This window comes from Streptomyces sp. NPDC006235, assembly GCF_040613735.1.
Classification (GTDB): Bacteria; Actinomycetota; Actinomycetes; order Streptomycetales; family Streptomycetaceae; genus Streptomyces.
This window is the reverse complement of record NZ_JBEXSR010000027.1, coordinates 42,748-63,969: the sequence shown is the minus strand read 5'-3', so window position 1 is coordinate 63,969 and position 21,222 is coordinate 42,748. Positions and strand designations below refer to the sequence as shown.

Sequence of the window (21,222 nt, the reverse complement as noted above, 5' to 3'; positions counted from 1 at the left end):
TCACTCACCATCGCCTCGGCCGGCCCAGGCGGCTCGGGTCCGGGTCGACCAACTGGGCCGCCATGCCGACGAGGACCAGCCCGGTCGCGATGAGCAGCCCTTGTGCCAGGGCGATGCCGGAGCCCAGGACGGCCACGCCGACGGCCAGGGCCCACCAGGCTCCGGCACGCCGGTACTCCCGGGGCCGGGCCGGGCGGCCGGCTCTCATGGCCCGGGTGAACCTGGGGTCCTCCCGCTCGAGTCGTGCTTCGAGGTCGACGAGACGTGCGTCTTCGGACTGGGGCACGGCTTCTCCTTCCCGGAACCCGACAGCGCTTCGAGGCAGGGCACGGCCGAGGCCATGGCAAGTCCTGGGGTGTTCGGCCCGCGTGACGGTGCGAAGGGAGACGGCCCGCTGACGCGTGGCGCGGCCGGTCTCACCGGGGCTTCGGCTTCTCCCCCCTCCAGCGGCGTCCGCCATGGGGCCCACACCTCATCCTTCCCGGTGGCCGCCCCGTACGAACGCCGTGCCGTCAGGCAGATGTTCGCCCTGCTCCACTCGTCGGAGTGGCCCTACCGCTCGGCCTCGGCCGGCACGGCGGCGGAGGCGGACGACGGGGTGCTGTCGTCCTGGGAACAGGGCTCGGTGGTGTACGACGGGGCCGTGCGGCCGGGCAGGAGGTCCTGGGCCGCCTTGAGGGCGCGGGCGAGCAGGTGGGCCTGGCCGGCGGCGATGGCCGAGGATCGCGAGGACGTACCCGGCGATGAACGGGGCGAGTCGGGCGTCGAGTCCGGCGCCGGCGGCCATGGCGGCCAGGATCAGGGCGAACTCGCCGCGGGCCAGGAGGCTGGTGGCGATCTCGGCGGCGGGCTCGGTGCCGCAGCGGTACACGCGGGCGACGAGGAGTCCCGCGGCGATGTTCATGACGACGGTCGGGACCGCCGCCGCGGTGACCGGGCCGACGACGGAGACGATGTCGCCGGGGTCGATGGAGAGCCCGAAGGCGAAGAAGGCGGGACCCGTCGCGGAGCCCGCACCCGGCGCGGCGCGACACTCATCGCGGAGGCGAAACACGTCGCGGAGGCGCCACTCATCGCGACGGCCGCACCCGTCGCGGAGACGACACCCCATCACGGAGGCGGCACTCATCGCGAGGGCCGGCCCCCGTCGCTGGGGCCGCACCCGTCGCGAGTACCGGCCGTGTCGCGGTGCCGCGCGACGTCGCAGGGCCGGCCCCCGTCGCGACGGCCGCACCCCACCCGTCTCCCCGTCACACGTGACGGTGTTCGATGCCCAGCAAGCTCGCCGCGGCCCTGAAGTCGGCCGCGTGGTGGCCGACCGCCAGGGACCAGTGGTGGCCGACGCCCGTCGCACTCCACGCGTCCACCCATTCGCCGGGATCGCGGCCGAAGTCGACGCGGCTGGTGGTGTTGCCGATCTCCAGCAGGGGTCCCGGTACGACCGTGCCCTCGGAGGTGACGAAGGACAGGCTGCCGTCGGCGTCCTGGCCGAGGCCGAGCAGGGTGACGGGCCCGTGCTGGACGTCGAACTCGACGCTCACGCCCCAGCCGCGCTTGCCGTGGTAGACGCCGAGCCCGCGCAGGAGCGGGTCGCGGGCGCTGACCGCGAGGTGGGCGGGGCCGTCGTGGCCCATCTCCACGACGCCGTCCTCGAAGTTCAGGGCCTGGATCTCGGTGAAGGACCCTCCGGCGCCGACGCTCTGGGAGGCGAGCTGGGCGACGCTGGTGCGCAATTCGTACTCCCCGGCCGCCGGCACGCCCCGGGCCGTGAGCAGGGAGGCGCCCAGGATCATGCCGGCACCGAGCCGCTCGTGCAGCTCCCCGTCGAGGCCCCGGTGGTAGTACGCGAGGCTGTCGAGCTCGAAGTCGGCCACGAGCCGGTCCAGGGCGACCGACACGGTCGCGCCCCAGGCGAAGTCCTCCTCCACCACGCTGTCGTCGAGGGTGAAGACCTGCCGGGCGAGCGCCATCCGCTCCCTGGTATCCTCCTCGGTCACGCGCTCCACCCGGTGCCGCAGGTCGTCGAACTCCAGCACCTCCACGTGCGAACCGAACGTCGTGGACAGCAGCGTCGGATCGGTCTGCACGTCGAGCATGCCCGGATACACGTGCCCCATGAGGCCGTGCCGGGCGTGCCGGAGCGCGGCGCGGATGTGCGCGGCCCGGATCCACTGTTCGATGCGCCGCCAGGCGGACTCCTGCCGCAGCCAGCCCGACACCGACCGGAAGGGGATGCCGGCGCGCCGGAAGACGTTGCCGACCTCGGGGACGGGGCACTGCCCGCAGTAGGCCAGCCAGGCCCCGGTGTCGAAGGAGGCGTGGTCCATCTTCTCGGTCGGCTGGAGGTCGATGACCAGGACCGGCGTCTGCGTGCGCTGCGCGATCGGCAGCACCATCGAGGAGGTGAGGTACGTCGTCAGGAACAGCACGATGAGGTCGCAGTCGGCCTTGCGCAACTGCTCGGCGGCGCGCGCTCCTTCCCGGGCGTCGGAGACGAACCCGGCGTCGGTCACCTCCGCGTCCATCCCCCGGAAGCGCTCGGCGACATAGGCGGCCGACTCCTTCAGCTGCGGGAGCAGCCCGGGGAACTGCGGCCAGTACGTGCCGAGTCCGCCGGCGACCAGTCCGATCCGGGTGCGGCGCCGGGTGACCGGCGGGAGCAGGTCGTGCAGGGCGGCGGCCCGTACGGCGGTGCGGTCCGCGGTCGTTGCCATGGTCGGTGCTCCTTGTCGGTCTGCTGCGGCTCAGGTGCTCGGGACACGCAGGTCCGCTCTGTCGTGCGCGGCGCCGGTGGTGCGGGGGACGAGGACGCGGATGATGAACACGCCCGCGAACGCGGCCACCGTCATACAGGCGGTGATCGTCCAGAGCAGGACGGACGGGCTGTAGTCGGCCAGGGCGGGGGTGAAGAACGCGGCGACCGCGAAGACCCCGCGGGACAGGGCGTAGGTGAGGCCCTGGGTGGTGCCGCGGGTGTCCGCGGGCAGCGTGAGCTGCGACCACACCTTGTAGTTCGCCTCTCCGGCGAAGGGGTTGGAGAGCTGGTAGAGCACGAAGAAGACGAGCATGCCGACGAGCGCGCCCGCGGTCAGGGACGCGATGACGAAGGCGAGGATCTGCACGACCGCGGCCACGTGGAACAGCCGGTCGCGCAAGGGGCTGTCAGCGACCCGGACGAAGGCGAAGGTCAGCAGCACCCCGATCGGGATGAAGGCCAGGTTGATCCCGGTGGCCAGGCTCTGTGAGGCGTCGCTGACGGTGACGAGCAGATAGGTGCCGAACTGGCCGAAGGTGTTGGCCCCGAGGCCCCAGGTGACGTAGAAGACGAACGTCGCGGTCATGGGCAGCAGGGCGGCGCGCGTCCAGATGTTCTTCAGGGCGACGCGCTGCGGGGCGGCCTGCGTCCCGGACTCGGCCGTGTCGTGCTCGGACAGCTTCAGGCGGGAGCGCAGGGCCCAGGTGACGAGCGCGGCGACGGCGAGCTGTCCGGTGATGAGCCGGGCCCCGGTCATGCCCGTGGTGGACAGGACGAAGCCGAGGAAGATGGCGACGGTGATGCCCAGCATCCACATGACCTGCGTGAAGGCGACGAGCCTGCCGCGGGCCCAGGAAGGCGCGGCGTCGGAGACCACGGCCAGGGACGTCGGCAGGTCGGCACCGGCCGCGAGTCCCGCGACGAGGACGCCGATCAGCAGCGTGATGTCGTCGGGCGCCAGCGTGATGACGATCGCCCCGAGCGCGAAGCAGAAGATGTCCCAGTTGTAGACGCGGCGGCGGCCGAAGAGATCGGCGAGCCGGCCGCCGACGAGCGAGCCGACGGCGATGCAGCCGGTGACGATCGCGCTGATCGCACCGGCCATCCACACGCCCATGTCGTAACTGTCGCGGTAGATGGCCAGGTTGACGGAGATGCTGACGATCAGCCCGGCGTCGAGGTAGGAGGCCATACCCGACAGGGCGGCGGCCTTCCAGAGCGGTTTGGGGATGGGGCGGGTACCGGCCATGATGCGACTCCGTCGTCTGGTGACATCGCGGTTCCGGGGGCCTGGTCGCAGCGAATATAGGGCGGGAAAAACGTTGCAACAAGGTGTCACGCAGATATCGGCGGCAGCGTGTCTCCGTCCGCCGTGCCGTCCGGGGTTATGGCGTGACTGTTCCAGGTCGCCTACCGTGAAGGTGGCCTAAAAACGTTTTAGGGGAAGGACCGCCTCCGTGATCTCCCCCGCGCTCCGGCAGCTGTTCGACGACCCGCCCCGCGATTTCGGCCCCGCTCCCCTGTGGTGGTGGTCGGGCGCGAAGGTCACCCGTGAGCGACTCGCCTGGCAGATGCGGGCGTTCGCCGAGGGCGGTGTCCACAACCTCGTCGTGATCAACCTGGCCCCGGCCGGCCCGACGTTCGGGGCCCGGGCGGACGATCCGGCGTGGTTCGGCGAGGAGTGGTGGGCTCGCTTCACCGACGCCTGCGAAATTGCAGCGGAGTTGGGCACCCGCCTGTGGTTCTATGACCAGATCGGGTTCTCGGGCGCCAATGTGCAGGGCGGTGTGACACGACGTCATCCCGAGGCCAGGGGCTGTGCGCTGCGCTGCCGCGACGTCACCGTCTCCCGCGGGACGGTCGCTCTGCGGGATGCCGAGTCCCCGCTGGCCGCGTACACCGCGCAGGGCCGTCGCCTCGACCTCGCCCCGGACGGCCCGGACGGCCCGGACGGCCTGGCCGTCGCCGCCGCCGACGGGACCCGCGTACGCCTCGTCACCACCGTCCCCACGGCGTTCGACTACCTGGACCCGCACGCCGTCGGGCTGTTGATGGACGCCGTGCACCACGAGTACGACCGCCGTGTGCCCGAATATCTGGGCAGCGTCATCGCGGGCAGCTTCCAGGACGAACTGCCGGGCACGAACGCCTGGAGCCACCGCTTCGCCGAGGAGTTCCGCGCCCGGCGCGGCTACGACCTGCTCGACCACCTGCCGGCCCTGTTCGGCACGGACGCCACCGTCCCGGAGACGAAGATCCGCGCAGACTACTACGCCGTCCGCGCGGAACTCACCGAAGAGGCCCTCTTCCGGCCGCTGTCCGCATGGCACCGCGAGCGGGGGATGCTGCTGGGCAGCGACCAGAGCCACCCCGCCCGCGCCGGCCACCCGGCCCAGTCGACGCAGATCTACACCGACTACTTCCGCACCCACCGCTGGTACAGCGCCGCCGGCAGCGACCACCACGGCGACGCCAAGGTGCACTCCTCCATGGCCCATCTCTACGGCCACGAGCGGGTCTGGATCGAGGCGTTCCATTCCTCCGGCTGGGGCGGCACGCTGGAGGACACCTACCACTGGCTGCTGCCGTTCCTGCGCAGCGGCGCCAACCTGTACAACCCGCACGCCAGTTACTTCGGCACCGCGGGCGGCTGGTTCGAGTGGGCGCCGCCGTCCACCGACTGGCGCCAGCCGTACTGGAAGCAGTACCCGGCGTTCTCCCGGGCCGTGGCCCGGATCTGCTCGATCATGTCCTGGGGCGGCTACGCCGCCGATGTGGCGGTCCTGCACCCGACCGCCACCATGCAGGCCCTCGTCCCGCTGGACGCGCCCGTCCGGCACTTCGGTGACGGACGGCTGGGCGACGGCCACGCCGACGCCGACGAGACGCAGCGCCACTACCTCGACCTGTGCGGCACGAACAACTGGCTCGCCCCGCACGCCGGCGCACTGGACCGGCGCGGCATCTCCTTCGACGTCGTCGACGACGACTCGGTGCAGCGCGCGAAGGCGACCGACGGAGCCCTGCGGATCAGGGACCTGGCGTACCGCGCCGTGCTGCTGCCCTCGGCGAGTGTGCTGGAGGAGGAGACGGCACGGCGGCTGACCGAACTGCTCGACATGGGAGGCCGCGTCGTCGTCGTGGGCCGTCCTCCCGCCACAGCCGCCGGTCGGTCCGGTGACGACGCGGTGGTGGCGGCCCTGGTGGCGCATCCCCGGCTGGAGCGGGTACGCGATCCGGAGGCCGGCGCGGAGGCCGTGACCGACGCGGCCGGTCACGCCACGGGCGAGGTACCGCTGCTCGTCCGGCGGAGAGGGAACGAGGCGGTGGCGCTGGTGACAGCGGCCTTCCCTGAGATCGGCGCGCATCCACTGCGGGCCGGGTCCTCCCCGTCGGGCGACGCCGCCGGCACCTCGTCCGTCACCGTGCGGGCCGCCGTCGCCGAGGCCGAGGTCTGGAACCCGGCGACCGGTACCCGCGCCCCCGCGCACGTCACCGTCTCCGGCGACGGCGACGGCGACGGCGACGGCAACGGCAACGGCAACGGCAACGGCAACGGCAACGGCAACGGCAACGGCAACGGCAACGGCAACGGCAACGGCAACCGTGACGTCTCGACCATCGACGTGCCGCTGGACGGCGCCCCCGCGGTCCTCGTCGTGTGGCGCGAGGGCCGGCCGGCGCCCACGCGTCCTCGACGCGGGACGGGGGAGGCACCCGCCCGGGTGATCGACGTCTCGACCGGCTGGCACGGCCGTCTGGTTCCCACCCTGGACAACACCTGGGGCGACCTGGCGCTGCCCCCGGGTGCGCCGGTGGACGAGCCGCAGATCTGGACCATGGAGTGGGCCGAGGGCGGGACTTGGGAGCGGACGCGGGTCACGTACGGCAACCGGGTCCGCGTCCTGCCGCCGGTGCCGCTCGCCCAGGTGCCGGAGCCGCTGGACGCCGCGTCCGTGGAGCGCGTCCTGGCAGGTGAACTGCCGCTCGTGCCACCCGGCGCTGGCTGGGAGGTCGGCGTGTACTCGTCGAGCCGGGGCGTCCCGGATCCGGGCGGCCTGCTGGGTCTCAAGGGGCTGGTGAGCGAGGAGTTCGTACGGGTGCCGGTGCCGATCGGCGCAACGGCCGCCCGGGTCCGGGCGATCGTGGAGACCGGCCTGGGGCCCGCCGAACTGCATGTCGGCGCGGAGTGCGTCAAGCGCGTGTGGTGGAACGGGGAGCCGCTCGAACCGGAGGGCGGCGGCTATCTGGCCTCCGCCCGGGTCACGGTGGCCCGGGACCGCAACGTGCTCGAGTACGAACTGTCCGGCGCCCAGAGCCGCCCCTCGACGATCTCGGCCGGTGACGGCACGCCCCTGGGCAGCTTCTTCTGTCTGTCGGCGCCGGGCGGGCTCGGACCGCGTCCGCGTTTCATGCGACTCCCGGACGGAGTACGACCGGACGGCCGCGTCACCTACCGGGCTCGGCTCCGGGTGCCGGGGGGCGACGCCCGGGCGGTGCTCGTCGTGGGTGCCGCCTCGGCGGTCACCGTGCTGCTCGACGGGGAGGTCGTGGCGCGGCAGGAGAAGGTGGAGTACTACGAGGCGGACTGGGGTGCCGTGCCGATGTTCTTCCGGCACGAACCGGAACTCGGGTCGGGCGAGCACACGCTGGAGGTCGTGGCCGACAGTGCCGACGCCCGGGACGCGGTGTTCGTCGACCTGGTGGTGCGGTCCGGGGCCGGGGTGACGGCCCTGGTCAGTGGCGCCGGCTGGGAGGCCGCGACGGGTGACTGGCAGGGGCGGACCGTCGAGGACGAGCGCAGGCGGGGCGAGGTGCAGCACTGCCACGCGGTGGTGCGGCCGCATCCGCTGCCGGACACCGGGTGGCTCACCGGCCGGCCCGTACTGGGCGGCACCGTATGGTCGTCGCGCTCCACCGACGAGGTCCGCGACATGCCGCAGCGCTTCCGGTTCACCGTGCCGGCGGGAACGGTGTCGCTCGGCCTGCCGTTGGCCCTCCGCGCGCGCGTACGCGTCGGGGACGGACCGGAACACCCCCTGGAGGACGATCGGCTGACACTCGGTCAGCCGCTGGCGCAGCCCACGCCGGTCGAGGTGGTCACCGAGCCGACGGCGGTCCTGCGGGGCGGCTCCGCCTGGCGGGGGCCGGTGCGGGTGCGTGCCGTACCGGCGCCGCTGCCCCTCGGGAACTGGCGGGAGCTGGGGCTGGGCAGTTGGAGCGGAGGCGTGACGTACGCGCGGGTCCTGGAGGTGCCGTCGGGACCCGATCCCGTACTGGATCTCGGGCGGGTGCGGGGCAGTGTGGAGGTGTCGGTCGATGGGGAGCCGGCCGGTGAGGGGTTCTGCGCCCCGTATCGATTCCCGTTGCGCGGTGCCGCCGGGCGCAGCGTGCGGCTGGAAGTGACCGTCCGGGGCACGCTGGCGCCGTATCTCGCGGAGGCGACGCCGACGGCCTGGGCGTTCGACTCCCAGCTGTCGTCGGGCTTGTCGGGGCCGGTGACGCTGCGGATCCCGTCCGCCCCGGAGGGCGGGGTCTAGTCGTCGGCGGACAGGGGGGTCAGTCGTCGGCGGGCGGTCGCGTGGAGTCGCGTACGACGAGGCCGGGGGCGAAGACGCGGGTCTCGTGGACGTGGTCCGCGCGGGCCTCGATCTCGTCGAGGAGCATCTCCACGGCGGCCCGGCCGAGGTCCTCGACCGGCTGCCGGACCGTCGTGAGGGTGATGGCGCCGAAGGTCGCGACGTCGAGGTCGCCGTAGCCGACGACCTGGACCTCCTCGGGGATGCGCACGCCCCGGTCGGCCAGCCCGCGGCACAGGCCCGCCGCGAGGAAGTCGTTGGTGCAGAAGACCCCGTCGGGCAGTGCCGCGAGCCCGTGCGCGATCTGTGTGCCGTACGCGACGGTCATCCGCTCGGCGACGGCCTGGTCCAGCCGTGCCTCGCGCCGGCTGCGCACGGCCTGCCGGGCGCCCTGGTAGCGGTCGGCGCACTGGCGTATGCCGCGCTCGCCGTTGACGACGAGGATGTCGCGCGCCCCGCGGTCGAGGAGGTGCTGCACGGCGAGCCGGCCGCCGGCGATGTCGTCGACGGAGGCCGAGCAGCCCTCCCGGTCGGGCATCGCGCGGTCGGCCAGGACGAGCGGGATGCCCCGCTCGCGCAACCGGGCGAGCCGGCCCGGGTCGGCGCTGAGCGGCACGACGACGACGCCGACGGCCCGCTGCTCGACGAGCATGCTGAAGTAGCCCTGCTCCCGTTCCGGGTCGTCTCCGCTGTGGCAGAGGACGAGGGAGTAGCCGTGGTCGTAGGCCGCGTCCGCGGCGCCCCGGGCGATGCGCGCGTAGAAGGAGTTGGTCACGTCGGGCAGCACCAGGCCGATGGCCGAGGCGCGCCCGGTGCGCAGCCCGGCGGCTCCGGGGTGCGGGACGTAGTCGAGGGCGGCGACGGCGATGCGGACGCGCTCGGCGGTCTGTGCGGTGACGCGCTCGGGCCGGTTGAGCACGTTCGACACGGTGGACACCGAGACGCCGGCGGCGGCCGCGACGTCCTGGATGCGGGCGGGGCGTGCCGGAACGGCGTCCACCCCCTCGCTGTTGCAGCCGTGCGACCAGGCACGACCGTGGTCCTCTTGGGCGCCGCAAGTATAACGTGACCGGGCGTGGAACGTTTTTCCCGCCCGGTCGCCGTTGTCCCCGGGTCAGGCGGAGGGCGCGCCGGTGAGGACTTCCACGCGGCCGGTGTCGAGCGAGTAGTAGGCGCTGACGACGGCCAGGTCGCCCTTCTTCACGAGCGGGGCGAGGTCGCGGTTGGTCCGCAGCTCGGCGGCGGTCTGCTTGGTGTGGATCCGCACCATGGCGTCGACCGGGTCGGCGTGCTTCCCCCGGGTGGTCTCCCGGTAGGCCGGCCGCAGGGCGTCGGAGATCGCCTGGAGGTTGCCGGGCAGCTTCTTGCCGTCGCGCATCGCCTCGTAGGCCGCCTTGATCGCGCCGCAGCGCTGGTGTCCGAGGACCACGATCAGCGGGGTGCCGGACGTCATCGGCCCGTACTCCACGGAACCGACGACCACCGGTCCCACGACCTGCCCGCCGGTGCGCATCACGAACAGGTCGCCGAGGCCCGTGTCGAAGACGAGCTCCGGCGGGACGCGGGAGTCGATGCAGGAGAGGATGACGCCGTAGGGGTCCTGTGCCTCGGCGACGAACTCGCGCCGCTCCGGGTCACGGTCGGGGTGCTGGAGCTTTCCGTCCACCCAGCGCTTGTTGCCGTCCATCAGCCGGGCGAACGCCGCCCAGGGGGAGTCCGGTCGCGCACCCGCCGCGGGTGAGGGCGAGGGGGTCTGCGCCGCGCCGACGGCCGACGTCTTCTCCCCGTTCGCGCTGCCCGAGTTCGACGAACAGGCGGTGAGCATGGCTGCGGTGACAGCCAGCCCGCCGGTGAGTATGGCCCTGCGCTGCGGTGTCCTGGCGGTACTCATGTGGCCGTTCCCTTTCGGTCCCCGTTCTCCCTGGCGGGAGCGGTGATCCAACTGTCGTGGGAGGCCGGTTAGCGCTCGTACAACGCTGATGCAGTGCAGGAGAAGCGCTGTTCCAAAACTCGGTTACAGGATGACTGTGGTGCGGTGCTCGTAATCCAGCCCGTGGTCGGCGCAACGCCCCTCCCCGCGGGGGCAGATCATCGAGTACTCGCTGACCCGGGCTCGGTACACCCGCCACGGCGCGGGCGGACGGACCTCCTCCGGGCCGAGGGAGCGGCCGCCGCGGCCGGCGGGGCGGGGAATCACCCGCAGACCCGCCAGGGCTGCCTCCCCGTGGAGTTCCTCCGCCGTGGCCTTCAGGTACAGGGCGAGGGGGCTCGCCGTGCCCACCGGGGCCCGGGAGTCGTGGAGGACGATGCCGATCCGGGGTTCGTGGGCGATGTTGCGGGAGTGCGTGACCTCGGGGGACGAGACCCAGTACAAGTCCCGTCCGTCCTCGGTGGAGTAGAAGACGGGCGAGGCCCAGGGGGCGCCGTCCGCGCCGACGGTGGCCAGCACCATGTACAGGTTCCGGTCGATGATCGCGCGTGCCGCGCTGCGGGTATCCTCACTCATGCGTTCCCCCTGTTTGCCGTGTTGCCGGTGCTTCCGGCCGACACGGGTCACTCTAGGAGGGCGGGCACCCTGAAGCGGCATCAGCGGCGGGTGAGGCGGGTGAGGGTGCCCCCGTTGGGAAAGGCGGTGCGCTCGGCGACATCGAAGACCGTGAGGTCGAAGACACCGGCGACAGGGCACGACGGTGACGGCCGGGTCGATGTCCGGCTTGAGGGTGCTGGAGCGGCTCCAGCCCGACGAGGCCACGATCGCCCGCCACCGGGCGGCCGACCGCGACCGGGAGACCCACGCGGAACTGATGCGCGAGCTCGTCGGCCACGGCCGTCAAACTGCTCATGCTGACGCTGGACTGGCTGCTCGTCGAGCAGCTCACCCTGCCGGACGTCTTCACGGAGAAGAGCGCGAACAGCTGGTGACGGCCGCGGTGGAGCGCATCGTGGGGGCGGAGTAGACGGCTCGGCCCGACCGCCCCACTGGCCCGTCAGGGCTGGGCCGTGCCCGTCGTCGCCGTGGTCGGGGTGTGCGGGCCGCTGCTTCCGAAGTGGACGCCCTTGGCCTCCTTGCCGATCGCGCTCAGCAGGATCACCACGGCCAGGGTGGGCACGACGGTCCACGCCATCGCCGCCGGATATCCGTGACGCTCGGCGATGGCCTCCTGGATCGGCAGGTTCAGCGCGGCGATCAGGTTGCCGAGCTGGTAGGTGACGCCCGGGTAGAAGCCCCGGACGGCGTCCGGGCTCATCTCGGTCAGATGGGCCGGGATGACGCCCCAGGCCCCCTGCACGCACACCTGCATCAGGAAGGACGACAGCATCAGCCAGCCGACGGTCGTGGACAGCACGAAGAACGGCACCACGACCAGGCCACCGGCCGCCGCGATCATGATCGTCCGGCGGCGGCCCAGCCGCTCGGAGTACGCGCCGAGCAGCACGCCGCCGATCATGGCGCCGATGTTGTAGACGACGGCGATCGCGATCGAGGTGTTCGCGGACAGCTCCAGGCCCTTCTTCACGAAGGTCGGGTAGATGTCCTGCGTGCCGTGCGACATCCAGTTGAATGCGGTCATCAGAGCGACCAGGTAGACGAAGCGCCGCAGCACCGCGGGGTTCTTGAACACCTGGTGTGCGGGGGTGCGGTTGAGCCGGACGGACTTCTCCCACACCTCGCTCTCCTCCACCCGGCTGCGCACCCACAGCGCGACCAGTGCGGGCAGCAGGCTGAAGGCGAACAGTCCCCGCCAGCCGAACACCGGCTCGATGACGAAGAACGCCACGGCGGCCAGCAGGTACCCCAGCGAGTAACCGCTCTGCAGCAGACCCGACCAGAAGCCGCGCCTCGCGGTCGGGATCTTCTCCATGGCCAGGGCCGCTCCCAGGCCCCACTCGCCGCCCATGCCGATGCCGTAGAGCAGGCGCAGCACCAGCAGCACGGTGTAGTTGGGCGCGAAGGCGCAGGCGAAGCCGACAATGGAGTAGAAGACGACGTCCACCATGAGCGGGACGCGACGGCCGCGCCGGTCCGCCCACATGCCGAACAGCAGCGCGCCGATCGGCCGCATGACCAGCGTCGCGGTGGTGAGGAAGGCCATGTCGGTCAGGGAGACATGGAAATCGTCGGCTATCTCGCTGTAGACGAGCACGACCAGGAAGTAGTCGAACGCGTCCATCGCCCAGCCGAGATAGGCGGCTACGAAGGCGTTGCGCTGGTCTGCCGTCAGACCCGCTGCCTGCGCTTTCACGGTGTTCAGCACTGCGGCCTCCCGAAGTTCGCAGCCGAGGCTAGGCAGGCGCCACCGGGAATCGGGCAAAGCACGAACCACGATTGGACCAAGAGCACCGACGGCTCGCTGGGGCCCGTCTGACACATCCCCGTCGTCCGCCCGGAGGACGGGCTCCGCGGCATCCGGTGGTGCGATGGCGCCGGAGCGCCCTCGATGAGGTCCCCTGCGCGAAGTTGTTCGAGCGCCAGGGAGGAGCCACGTGGGCGCTTCGGCAACGCGGCGAGCGTGCGTGCCAGACGCCGCGGAGCAGGCGGGGATTTGTCAGAACGGCCCTAGCGGCCCGGAACCCGCCTTCGCGGCGCCGCCACACCGCCGGAGGCCGCCGCGTCGAGGAGGCGGCGGAAGGTCGGGCACTCCATGTGGCTGGGGGCGGGGCACGCGGCGGCATGGCGCAGGGAGTCGCGCAGGGCGCCCAGTTCGCGGATCCTGTGGTCGAGTTCGTCCGCCTTGGCCGCCAGCATCTCCCGGTCGATCCGCGGCCGCCCGTCCGGCGCGAACATGAGCGCGATCTCGTCGAGCGAGAACCCGGCCGTCCGCCCCAGCGCGATCAGTGCCAGCCGCTCCAGTACGCCGGGGTCGTATTGCCGGCGCAGGCCGCGCCGGCCCGTCGAGGAGATCAGCCCTTTCTCCTCGTAGTAGCGCAGGGTCGATGCCGGAACCCCGGCGCGGTGCGACACTTCGGCGATGTCCAGTTCTGCCGTTTGTGTCGCGTCTGTTGTGTCTGTCGTTTCTGCCATGCCCGTCGTTGCCTTGACTTCAAGTCGACTTGAAGTAGAACGCTGTCATCCCGGTACGCCGAGGGCAACCAGAAGGAGAGAAAGCCATGGACGCTGAGCGCAGGGCCGACGAGGAGCAGGCAGCCCGCTGGAAGGGGCGCGCCGGTCACGCCTGGGCCGATCTGAAGGGTGTGCTGGACGGGATGTTCAGGCCTTTCGAGGAGCTCCTCGTCGAAGCCGTCGCCGCCGAACAGGCGCGGCACGTGCTCGAGGTCGGCTGCGGTACGGGCGGCGTCACGCTGGCCGTCGCGCGACGGCTCGGCCCGGCCGGTCGCTGTGTCGGCGTCGACGTCTCCGACGCGATGATCACCACCGCCCGGGAGTACGCCGGTCAGGAGGACGTACCGGCGTCCTTCCTCTGCGCCGACGCACAGGACCACGCCTTCGAACCCGGCGCCTTCGACGCCGTCATCTCGCGGTTCGGCGTCATGTTCTTCAGCGATCCCGTCCGCGCCTTCGCCAACCTCCGGCGCGCGGCCCGGGACGAGGCGCTGCTGCGGTTCGTCGTGTGGCGCGATCCGGCCGAGAACCCGTTCATGACGACCGCCCAGCGCGCCGCGTCACCGCTGCTCCCGGACCTGCCCGTCCGCAGGCCAGACGAACCGGGGCAGTTCGCCTTCGCGGACCCGGACAAGGTGCGGCGCATCCTGAACGAGAGCGGCTGGGACGGGATCGACATCCAGCCGGTCGACGTCGTCTGCACCCTGCCCGAGAAGGAACTGGTCCGTTACTTCACCCGGCTCGGTGCGGTCGGCATGCACCTGCCCGAGGTGGACGAGCAGACCCGCGACCGCGTCGTCGAGACGGTCCGGGCCGCCTTCGACCCCTTCGTGCACGGCTCGGAAGTCCGTTTCACCGCGGCCTGTTGGACGGTCGGCGCCCGGGCCTCGACAGCGAAATTTTCGTGAGGCCCTGCCCTCTTTCGTGAGCGCGGACGCCCGCCGCATAGTGAGATCACGATGACGCAGAAGAGAGCACTGGTGGTCCGCGGCGGCTGGGAGGGGCACCAGCCGGTCGAGGCGACGGAACTGTTCCTGCCCTTCCTGCGGAGCAACGGATACGCCGTCCGGGTCGAGGAGTCGACCGACGTCTACGCCGACGCCGCCGAGTTGGCGGGCACGGACCTGATCGTGCAGTGCGTCACGATGTCGGAGATCACGCGCGAGCAACTCGCGGGGCTGAGCTCGGCGGTCGTCGCCGGCACCGGGTTCACCGGCTGGCACGGCGGCATCGCCGACTCGTTCCGCGCCTCCTCCGACTATCTCCACCTGGTGGGAGGGCAGTTCGCCACACATCCGGGCAAGGAGCCGTGCGAGCGCCGGGGCGGGCCGGAGGACAACTTCCTGCCGCACACCATCACCCTCACCGAGGCCGGCCGCGAGCACCCCGTCACCGTGGGCATCGAGGACTTCGAGCTGCACACCGAGCAGTACTGGGTGCTCCACGACGACCTCATCGACATCCTGGCCACCACCACGCACCCCACCCGGCCGTGGGAGCCCTGGCACCGGCCGGTCACCTCACCGGCGGTCTGGACCCGCCGGTGGGGCGCCGGGCGGATCGTGGTGACGACACCGGGGCACAGCGTCGACGTGCTGGAGAACCCCAACGTCCGCGCCATCATCGAGAGGGGCATGCTGTGGGCGACACGCACCGCGTCGGCGTCGTAGGGCTCGGCGTCATCTCCCGCGCGTACCTGGAAACCCTCGTCGGCCGTTCCGCCGTGCGGGTGACAGCGGTCGCCGACCTCGACGCCTCCCGGTCGGCCGCGGTCGCCGCCGAGCTGCCCGGCGTCCGGGCGCTGACCGTCGAGGAGCTGCTGAGCAGCCCGGACGTGGACACGGTGCTGAACCTCACCACCCCAGGGGCGCACGCCGCGATCGCCCTCGAGGCCATCGGCCACGGCAAGAACGTCTACGGGGAGAAGCCGCTCGCCGCCACGCTCGCCGACGCCCAGGCCGTCATGGCGGCCGCCGCGCGGGCGGGCGTAGGAGTGGGGTGCGCGCCGGACACCGTGCTGGGCACCGGGGTCCAGACGGCGCGGGCGGCCGTGGCGGCGGGGTGCATCGGACGCCCCCTGTTCGCCTCGGCCGTGATGGTCACCGCGGGCCACGAACGCTGGCATCCGCACCCCGACTTCTACTACAGCGAGGGCGGCGGCCCCCTGCTGGACATGGGGCCGTACTACCTCGCGTCCCTGATTCACCTGCTGGGTCCGGTGCGGGCCGTGACGGGCGCGTCCAGCCGGCTGCGCGCCGAGCGGGTCATCGGTTCCGGTCCGCGTGCGGGCGAGCGGATACCGGTGGAGGTGGACAGCCATGTCTCCGGTGTGCTGGAGCACGTGGACGGGACACTGACGACGATCACGACGAGCTTCGACGGGGTGGCCACCACGGCGTCCCCGATCGAGGTCCACGGCGAGGCGGGCACCCTCGCCGTCCCGGACCCGAACCGCTTCGACGGCGACGTACGGCTCTTCGGCCTGGGCGACACCCAGTGGCGCACGCTCCCGCCGTCGGCGGGGTACGTCGACGGCGCGCGGGGCGTCGGCCTGCTGGACTTCGTCGCCGCCGACGGCCGGCGGGCCCCGCGTGCGAACGGCGAACTCGCCCTGCACGTGCTGGAGACGATGACCGCGCTCCTGCGTTCGTCGGTCGAGGGACGGCGGATCGAGCTGACGACGTCGACGGAGCCGCCCGATCCCGTCCCGCTGACGGCCGCCGAGGAGTGGGGAGGCCAGGCCGCCCCCAGTCCCGCGTGAGCCGGCGATGTCAGGGCGGTCAGTCCACGGGCCAGGTGTGCGCGGGCGCGTTCATGTGCATGTAGTCCATGTACGTGGCGGTCATCTGCCGCAGCGCCTCACGCCGGTCGGTGACGCCGGTCTTCTCCAGATGATGGACCATCTCCGCCTGCCACAGGGCGCCGTTGCGGGCGGTGACACAGCGCTGCTCCACGATGCCGAGCAGGGGTTCGCGCCAGGCCGCGTCCATGCCGGCCAGCTCCAGGCCCCGGTGGGCCAGCGGGAGCAGACGCCGCAACACCAGTTCCGTGGCCGGTACTTCGCCCACGCCGGGCCAGTACAGGCGGGCGTCGATGCCGTCGCGGGCCGCTGTGTGCAAATTCTCCTCGGCGACCGCGAAGGACATCCGCGTCCACACCGGCCGGTCCTCGTCGACGAGGGCGCGGGTGAGGCCGTAGTAGAAGGCGCCGTTGGCGATGATGTCGGCCACGGTGGGGCCGGCGGGCAGCACCCGGTTCTCGATGCGCAGGTGCGGGCCGCTCTCGGTGACGGCGTAGACGGGGCGGTTCCAGCGGTAGATCGTGCCGTTGTGCAGGGTCAGTTCGCCCAGTTGCGGAACGCCGCCGCGGTCGAGTTCCGCTTGCGGGTCCTCGTCCTCGCACAGCGGAAGCAGGGCCGGGAAGTAGCGCACGTTCTCCTCGAAGAGGTCGAAGACGCTGGTGATCCACCGCTCCCCGAACCACACCCGGGGCCGTACGCCCTGGGCCTTGATCTCCTCCGGGCGGGTGTCGGTGGCCTGCTCGAACAGGGGGATGCGGGTCTCGCGCCACAGCTCCTTGCCGAACAGGAAGGGCGAGTTCGCCGCGAGGGCGATCTGCACGCCCGCGATGGCCTGGGCGGCGTTCCAGTAGTCCGCGAACTGTCTGGGGGCGACCTGGAGATGGAACTGGGTGCTGGTGCAGGCGGCCTCGGGGGTGATGGTGTCGGCGTACGTCGACAGGCGCTCCACGCCGTCGACCCTGATCCGCAGGTCCTCCCCGCGCGCAGCGAAGATCTGCTCGTTGAGCAGCCGGTAGCGCGGGTCGCCGGAGAGGGCGGACTCGCTGACGTCCGCCTCGTCCAGGGTGGGCAGGATGCCGACCATGATCAGGTGCGCGCCGACGGCCGCGGCCCGGTCCTCGGCGTGGTTCAGGGCGTCCCGGATCGTCTGCTCCCAGGCGCCGGGGCCGCCGGTCGTCAGCTCCCGCGGCGGGATGTCGATCTCCAGGTTGAAGCGGCCCAGCTCGCTGGACCAGGCGGGGTCGGCGATCGCCTGGAGGACGTCGGTGCTGCGCATCGCGGGCAGCCCGTGGTCGTCCACCAGGTTGAGCTCGATCTCCAGCCCGACCCGGGGGCGCTCGCTCTCGAAGCTGGACTCGCGCAGCATCCGCGCCAGCACTTCCAGGCCGGTCTGCATCTTGGCCCGGTACCGACGGCGGTCCTCCCGTGTGAACACCAGGGCCGGCACGTCACGTCCCATGTACGCTCCCGAGGTCCCTCGGCGGATGGCTCTCGTCCCAGCGTCGCACCTTGTCGCGGTGCCCGCACCCACCTAGCCTGACTTTGTGCCGCAAATAAACAAACCCCGAACGCACAGTGCCGTGCCGGGCAACGGCAACTCCCTCACCCGACTCCGTACGGCCATCACCGTCTTCTTCGCCCTCGACGGCTTCGTCTTCGCCGGCTGGGTCGTGCGCATCCCCGCCATCAAGGAACAGACCGACGCCTCCGCCAGCGCCCTGGGCCTCGCCCTCCTCGGCGTCTCCGCCGGAGCCGTCGTCACCATGGTCCTCACCGGCCGCCTGTGCCGCCGCTTCGGCAACCACCGGGTCACCGTCGCCTGCGCCGTCCTGCTCTCCCTCAGCGTGGCCCTGCCCCCGCTGACCCACTCGGCCCTCGCGCTCGGCCTCGTCCTGCTGGTCTTCGGCGCCGCGTACGGCGGGATCAACGTCGCCTTCAACAGCGCCGCCGTGGATCTCGTGGCCGCCATGCGGCGGCCGATCATGCCGAGCTTCCACGCCGCGTTCAGCCTGGGCGGCATGGTCGGCGCCGGGCTGGGCGCCCTGGTCGCGGGGTCCCTCTCCCCCACCCGGCACCTGCTGCTGCTCACCGTCACCGGACTGCTCGTGACCGCCGTGGCGGGGCCCGTACTGCTCCGGCAGGAGCCGCCGGCGCCGCCGGAACCGGAACGTCCCGCGGAGGACGCCCCGCGCCGCCTGGACGGCCGCACCCGGGGGCTCGTGCTCGTCTTCGGCCTGATCGCGGGCTGTACCGCGTACGGCGAGGGAGCGCTGGCCGACTGGGGCGCCCTGCACCTGGAAGAGGACCTGGCCGCCTCGCCGGGGGCCGCGGCCATCGGCTACTCCTGCTTCGCGCTCGCCATGACGGTGGGCCGTCTGACCGGCACCACACTCCTGGAGCGCCTGGGGCGGACCCGGACCGTCGTGGCGGGCGGCGCCACGGCGGCGGCCGGGATGCTGCTCGGCTCGCTCGCCCCCGCCCTGTGGGCGGCCCTGCTCGGGTACGCGGTCACGGGCATCGGCCTCGCGAACCTCTTCCCCGTGGCCGTGGAACGCGCGGGCGCGCTGGCCGGCCCGAGCGGAGTCGCCACGGCCTCCACGCTGGGCTACGGCGGCATGCTGCTGGGGCCGCCCGCCATCGGGTTCATGGCGGACTGGTTCTCCCTCCCGGCCGCGCTCACCAGCGTGGCGGTCCTGGCCGCCGTGGCCGCGCTCATCGGTTTCGCGACGCGGCGCGCGGCGGCGGGCTGACCCGGCGGACCGGCCTGCCGGACACCCCGGTGGACCACCAGGTGATCGGTGCCCCGGCAGTGGGGTACCCGGGGCCTCGCCCGTTGTGGTCACCGGCTGTGATCACCGGGCCGTACGCCATGGACAAGGAGGCAGACCCGTGACCGATCAACAGCACCCCGGCGAACAGCACCCCACCCCGGAGTTTCCCTCCCAGGACCAGCCGCACCCGGGCTGGACCGGCCCCATGGACCCGCCCCCGGACCACGGCGAGAAGTCCTACCGGGGCAGCGGCCGGCTGGACGGACGCAAGGCCGTGATCACCGGCGGGGATTCCGGGATCGGCCGCGCGGTCGCCCTGGCGTTCGCCCGGGAGGGAGCCGACGTGCTCTTCACCCACCTGGACGACGAGAAGGACGATGCCGCCGAGACCGCCCGTCTGGTCGAGGACGCCGGGCGGCGTGCCGTGCCCGTCTCGTGCGACGTACGGGAGGAGGAGAACTGCCGGGCGCTGATCGACCGTGCCGTCGCGGAGTTCGGCCGGATCGACGTCCTGGTGAACAACGCGGCGTACCAGATGTCGCAGCCCGACGGCATCGAGGCGATCTCCACCGAGCAGTTCGACCGGGTGCTGCGCACCAACCTGTACGGCATGTTCTGGCTGTGCAAGATGGCCCTGCCGCACATCCCGGAGGGCGGCAGCATCATCAACTCCACGTCGGTGCAGGCCTACAAGCCCAGTCCGCATCTGCTGGACTACGCGACGACCAAGGGCGCGATCGTCACCTTCACGCAGGGGCTGGCGCAGATGGTGATCGACAAGGGCGTGCGCGTCAACGCCGTGGCGCCCGGCCCGGTGTGGACGCCGCTGATCCCGGCGACCATGCCCGACACCCAGAAGTTCGGCAAGCAGGCACCCATCGGGCGGCCCGCGCAGCCGGCCGAGATGGCACCGGCGTACGTCTTCCTCGCCTCCCAGGAGGCGTCGTACATCACCGCCGAGATCGTCAACGCCACGGGCGGCACACCGCTGCCGTAGCCCCCGAGGAAATTCCGGCGCCCGGAGTGCGCCCGGTACGGCAGACTCGCGGCATGGAGACCGCCGAGTTCCTTCACGCGCTGGACACAGAGGGCCGTTTGCTGGCCGCGGCCGCCGAGGAGGCGGGGGCCGACGCCAAGGTGCCGACGTGTCCGCAGTGGCACGTGCGCGATCTGCTGCGGCACACGGGCGCGGTGCACCGCTGGGCGGCGTCGTACGTCGCCGAGGGGTACGGCGAGCGCCGTCCGCTGGATGAGGTCCCGGACCTCGACGGCGCGGCGCTCGTGGCCTGGTACCGCGACAGCCACCGCCGCCTCGTCGACACGCTGGCCGCCGCCGCCCCGGACGTGGACTGCTGGTTCTTCCTGCCCGCCCCGTCCCCGCTGGCCTTCTGGACCCGGCGGCAGGCGCACGAGACGGCGGTGCACCGGGTCGACGCGGAGTCCGCGCGCGGAGCCGGCATCACGGCCGTCACCCCGGACTTCGCGACCGACGGCATCGACGAGCTGCTGCGCGGCTTCCACGCCCGCTCCAGGAGCCGGGTACGCACCCCCGAGCCGCGCGTCCTGCGCGTGCGCGCGGACGACACCGGCGCGGTGTGGACCGTACGGCTGTCGTCCGAGCCGCCCGTGACCACGCCGGGCGCGTCCGGGGACGCCGAATGCGAACTGTCCGGCCCGGCCGAGCAGTTGTACCTGGCGCTGTGGAACCGGGCTCCCCTGCCGTCGGTCACGGGCGACCGGGCGCTCGCCGAGCTGTGGCGGGAAACCTCAGGAATCTGACCCGAATCCGGGAATCGGACCCGGCTCGGGACATCCGACCGGGCTCAGTCCTCCGCCAGCATCCGCGCCAGCACCGCACGCTGCACGGGCAGCACCTCACCGTGCAGCGTGCGCCCCTTCGCCGTGAGGGCGACGCGAACACCGCGCCGGTCCTCCGGGCACATGCAGCGCTCGACGAGCCCTTCCTTCTCCAGCCGCGCGATCAGCCGCGACAGCGCGCTCTGGCTCAGGTGGACCCGCTCGGAGATCTCCTGGACGCGGTAGGAGGGCCTGCCCTTCGCCGCCCGGCACCCGGCGAGGACGTCGAGCACCTCGAAGTCGCTGGCGCACAGGCCGTGTTCATGCAGAACCCGGTCGAGTTCGCACTGTGTTCGCGCATGCAGCGCCAGAATGTCGCGCCACTGTTCCACGAGCGCCTGCTCGGCCTGCTTCGCCGCCATGCGCCGCACCGTAACAGAGACCCGAGACTGTTGCAC

At 72.2% G+C, this 21,222-nt stretch carries 17 protein-coding genes and 2 pseudogenes; 8 read left to right on the top strand and 11 right to left on the bottom strand.

Annotation, left to right across the window (positions count from 1 at the left end; translation table 11 throughout):
- Nucleotides 1–4: 4 nt before the first annotated feature.
- From ABZ192_RS27480 to ABZ192_RS27465, 4 genes and pseudogenes are all read right to left on the bottom strand, one after another.
- A complete protein-coding gene (locus ABZ192_RS27480; protein WP_356927140.1) occupies nt 5–286 on the bottom strand; it encodes a DUF3040 domain-containing protein in 282 nt (93 codons plus the stop codon).
- Nucleotides 287–552: 266 nt separating this feature from the next.
- Nucleotides 553–991: pseudogene (locus tag ABZ192_RS27475) on the bottom strand (cation:proton antiporter); the annotation flags it as partial.
- A 259-nt stretch (nt 992–1,250) separates the two neighbouring features.
- Complete coding sequence (locus ABZ192_RS27470; protein ID WP_356927139.1) at nt 1,251–2,714, bottom strand: L-fucose/L-arabinose isomerase family protein; 1,464 nt, start codon at nt 2,712–2,714, stop codon at nt 1,251–1,253.
- A gap of 30 nt (nt 2,715–2,744) precedes the next feature.
- Complete coding sequence (locus ABZ192_RS27465) at nt 2,745–4,004, bottom strand: MFS transporter (protein ID WP_356927138.1); 1,260 nt, start codon at nt 4,002–4,004, stop codon at nt 2,745–2,747.
- A gap of 208 nt (nt 4,005–4,212) precedes the next feature.
- Between ABZ192_RS27465 and ABZ192_RS27460 the strand changes: the two genes are divergently transcribed.
- Nucleotides 4,213–8,295 carry a glycosyl hydrolase gene (locus ABZ192_RS27460; RefSeq protein ID WP_356927137.1) on the top strand — a complete coding sequence of 1,361 codons (4,083 nt, stop codon included), beginning with the start codon at nt 4,213–4,215 and terminating at the stop codon, nt 8,293–8,295.
- A 19-nt stretch (nt 8,296–8,314) separates the two neighbouring features.
- Here ABZ192_RS27460 and ABZ192_RS27455 read toward each other — a convergent pair whose 3' ends face one another.
- From ABZ192_RS27455 to ABZ192_RS27445, 3 genes are all read right to left on the bottom strand, one after another.
- A complete protein-coding gene (locus ABZ192_RS27455; protein ID WP_356927136.1) occupies nt 8,315–9,334 on the bottom strand; it encodes a LacI family DNA-binding transcriptional regulator in 1,020 nt (339 codons plus the stop codon).
- Nucleotides 9,335–9,448: 114 nt separating this feature from the next.
- Nucleotides 9,449–10,225, bottom strand: coding sequence for a carbonic anhydrase (locus tag ABZ192_RS27450; protein WP_356927135.1), 777 nt, complete (start codon nt 10,223–10,225; stop codon nt 9,449–9,451).
- A 123-nt stretch (nt 10,226–10,348) separates the two neighbouring features.
- Nucleotides 10,349–10,840 carry a pyridoxamine 5'-phosphate oxidase family protein gene (locus ABZ192_RS27445; protein ID WP_356927134.1) on the bottom strand — a complete coding sequence of 164 codons (492 nt, stop codon included), beginning with the start codon at nt 10,838–10,840 and terminating at the stop codon, nt 10,349–10,351.
- Nucleotides 10,841–11,036: 196 nt separating this feature from the next.
- On the opposite strand from ABZ192_RS27445, the pseudogene ABZ192_RS27440 reads away from it, so the two are divergent.
- A pseudogene (locus ABZ192_RS27440) lies at nt 11,037–11,291 on the top strand (TetR/AcrR family transcriptional regulator); the annotation flags it as partial.
- A gap of 30 nt (nt 11,292–11,321) precedes the next feature.
- Here the strand turns inward: ABZ192_RS27440 and ABZ192_RS27435 are convergent.
- Both ABZ192_RS27435 and ABZ192_RS27430 read right to left on the bottom strand, forming a co-directional pair.
- Nucleotides 11,322–12,590, bottom strand: coding sequence for an MFS transporter (locus ABZ192_RS27435; RefSeq protein ID WP_356927133.1), 1,269 nt, complete (start codon nt 12,588–12,590; stop codon nt 11,322–11,324).
- A gap of 302 nt (nt 12,591–12,892) precedes the next feature.
- Nucleotides 12,893–13,357 carry a helix-turn-helix domain-containing protein gene (locus ABZ192_RS27430; protein ID WP_356927132.1) on the bottom strand — a complete coding sequence of 155 codons (465 nt, stop codon included), beginning with the start codon at nt 13,355–13,357 and terminating at the stop codon, nt 12,893–12,895.
- Between the two features lie 86 nt (nt 13,358–13,443).
- On the opposite strand from ABZ192_RS27430, the gene ABZ192_RS27425 reads away from it, so the two are divergent.
- From ABZ192_RS27425 to ABZ192_RS27415, 3 genes are read left to right on the top strand one after another with little or no spacing between them, the layout of a single operon-like run.
- Nucleotides 13,444–14,304, top strand: a complete 861-nt coding sequence (locus ABZ192_RS27425; protein ID WP_356927131.1) for a methyltransferase domain-containing protein — start codon at nt 13,444–13,446, stop codon at nt 14,302–14,304.
- 51 nt (nt 14,305–14,355) lie between these two features.
- Nucleotides 14,356–15,066, top strand: a complete 711-nt coding sequence (locus tag ABZ192_RS27420) for a ThuA domain-containing protein (protein ID WP_356927130.1) — start codon at nt 14,356–14,358, stop codon at nt 15,064–15,066.
- The gene (locus ABZ192_RS27415) at nt 15,036–16,157 is read left to right on the top strand and encodes a Gfo/Idh/MocA family oxidoreductase (RefSeq protein WP_356927129.1); all 1,122 of its coding nucleotides are present in this window, start codon (nt 15,036–15,038) and stop codon (nt 16,155–16,157) included. Before ABZ192_RS27420 ends, ABZ192_RS27415 begins: the two co-directional genes overlap by 31 nt.
- A gap of 19 nt (nt 16,158–16,176) precedes the next feature.
- Here ABZ192_RS27415 and ABZ192_RS27410 read toward each other — a convergent pair whose 3' ends face one another.
- A complete protein-coding gene (locus ABZ192_RS27410; RefSeq protein WP_356927128.1) occupies nt 16,177–17,655 on the bottom strand; it encodes a glutamate--cysteine ligase in 1,479 nt (492 codons plus the stop codon).
- A 121-nt stretch (nt 17,656–17,776) separates the two neighbouring features.
- On the opposite strand from ABZ192_RS27410, the gene ABZ192_RS27405 reads away from it, so the two are divergent.
- From ABZ192_RS27405 to ABZ192_RS27395, 3 genes are all read left to right on the top strand, one after another.
- The gene (locus tag ABZ192_RS27405; protein WP_356927127.1) at nt 17,777–18,946 is read left to right on the top strand and encodes an MFS transporter; all 1,170 of its coding nucleotides are present in this window, start codon (nt 17,777–17,779) and stop codon (nt 18,944–18,946) included.
- 139 nt (nt 18,947–19,085) lie between these two features.
- Nucleotides 19,086–19,964: an SDR family oxidoreductase gene (locus tag ABZ192_RS27400; RefSeq protein WP_307173606.1), complete on the top strand. Its 879-nt coding sequence runs from the start codon at nt 19,086–19,088 to the stop codon at nt 19,962–19,964.
- Nucleotides 19,965–20,017: 53 nt separating this feature from the next.
- Nucleotides 20,018–20,746, top strand: a complete 729-nt coding sequence (locus tag ABZ192_RS27395) for a maleylpyruvate isomerase family mycothiol-dependent enzyme (protein WP_356927126.1) — start codon at nt 20,018–20,020, stop codon at nt 20,744–20,746.
- Between the two features lie 44 nt (nt 20,747–20,790).
- On the opposite strand, the gene ABZ192_RS27390 is transcribed toward ABZ192_RS27395, so the two are convergent.
- On the bottom strand, nt 20,791–21,186 hold the full coding sequence (locus ABZ192_RS27390; protein ID WP_356927125.1) for a MarR family transcriptional regulator: 396 nt from the start codon (nt 21,184–21,186) through the stop codon (nt 20,791–20,793).
- Nucleotides 21,187–21,222 lie beyond the last annotated feature (36 nt).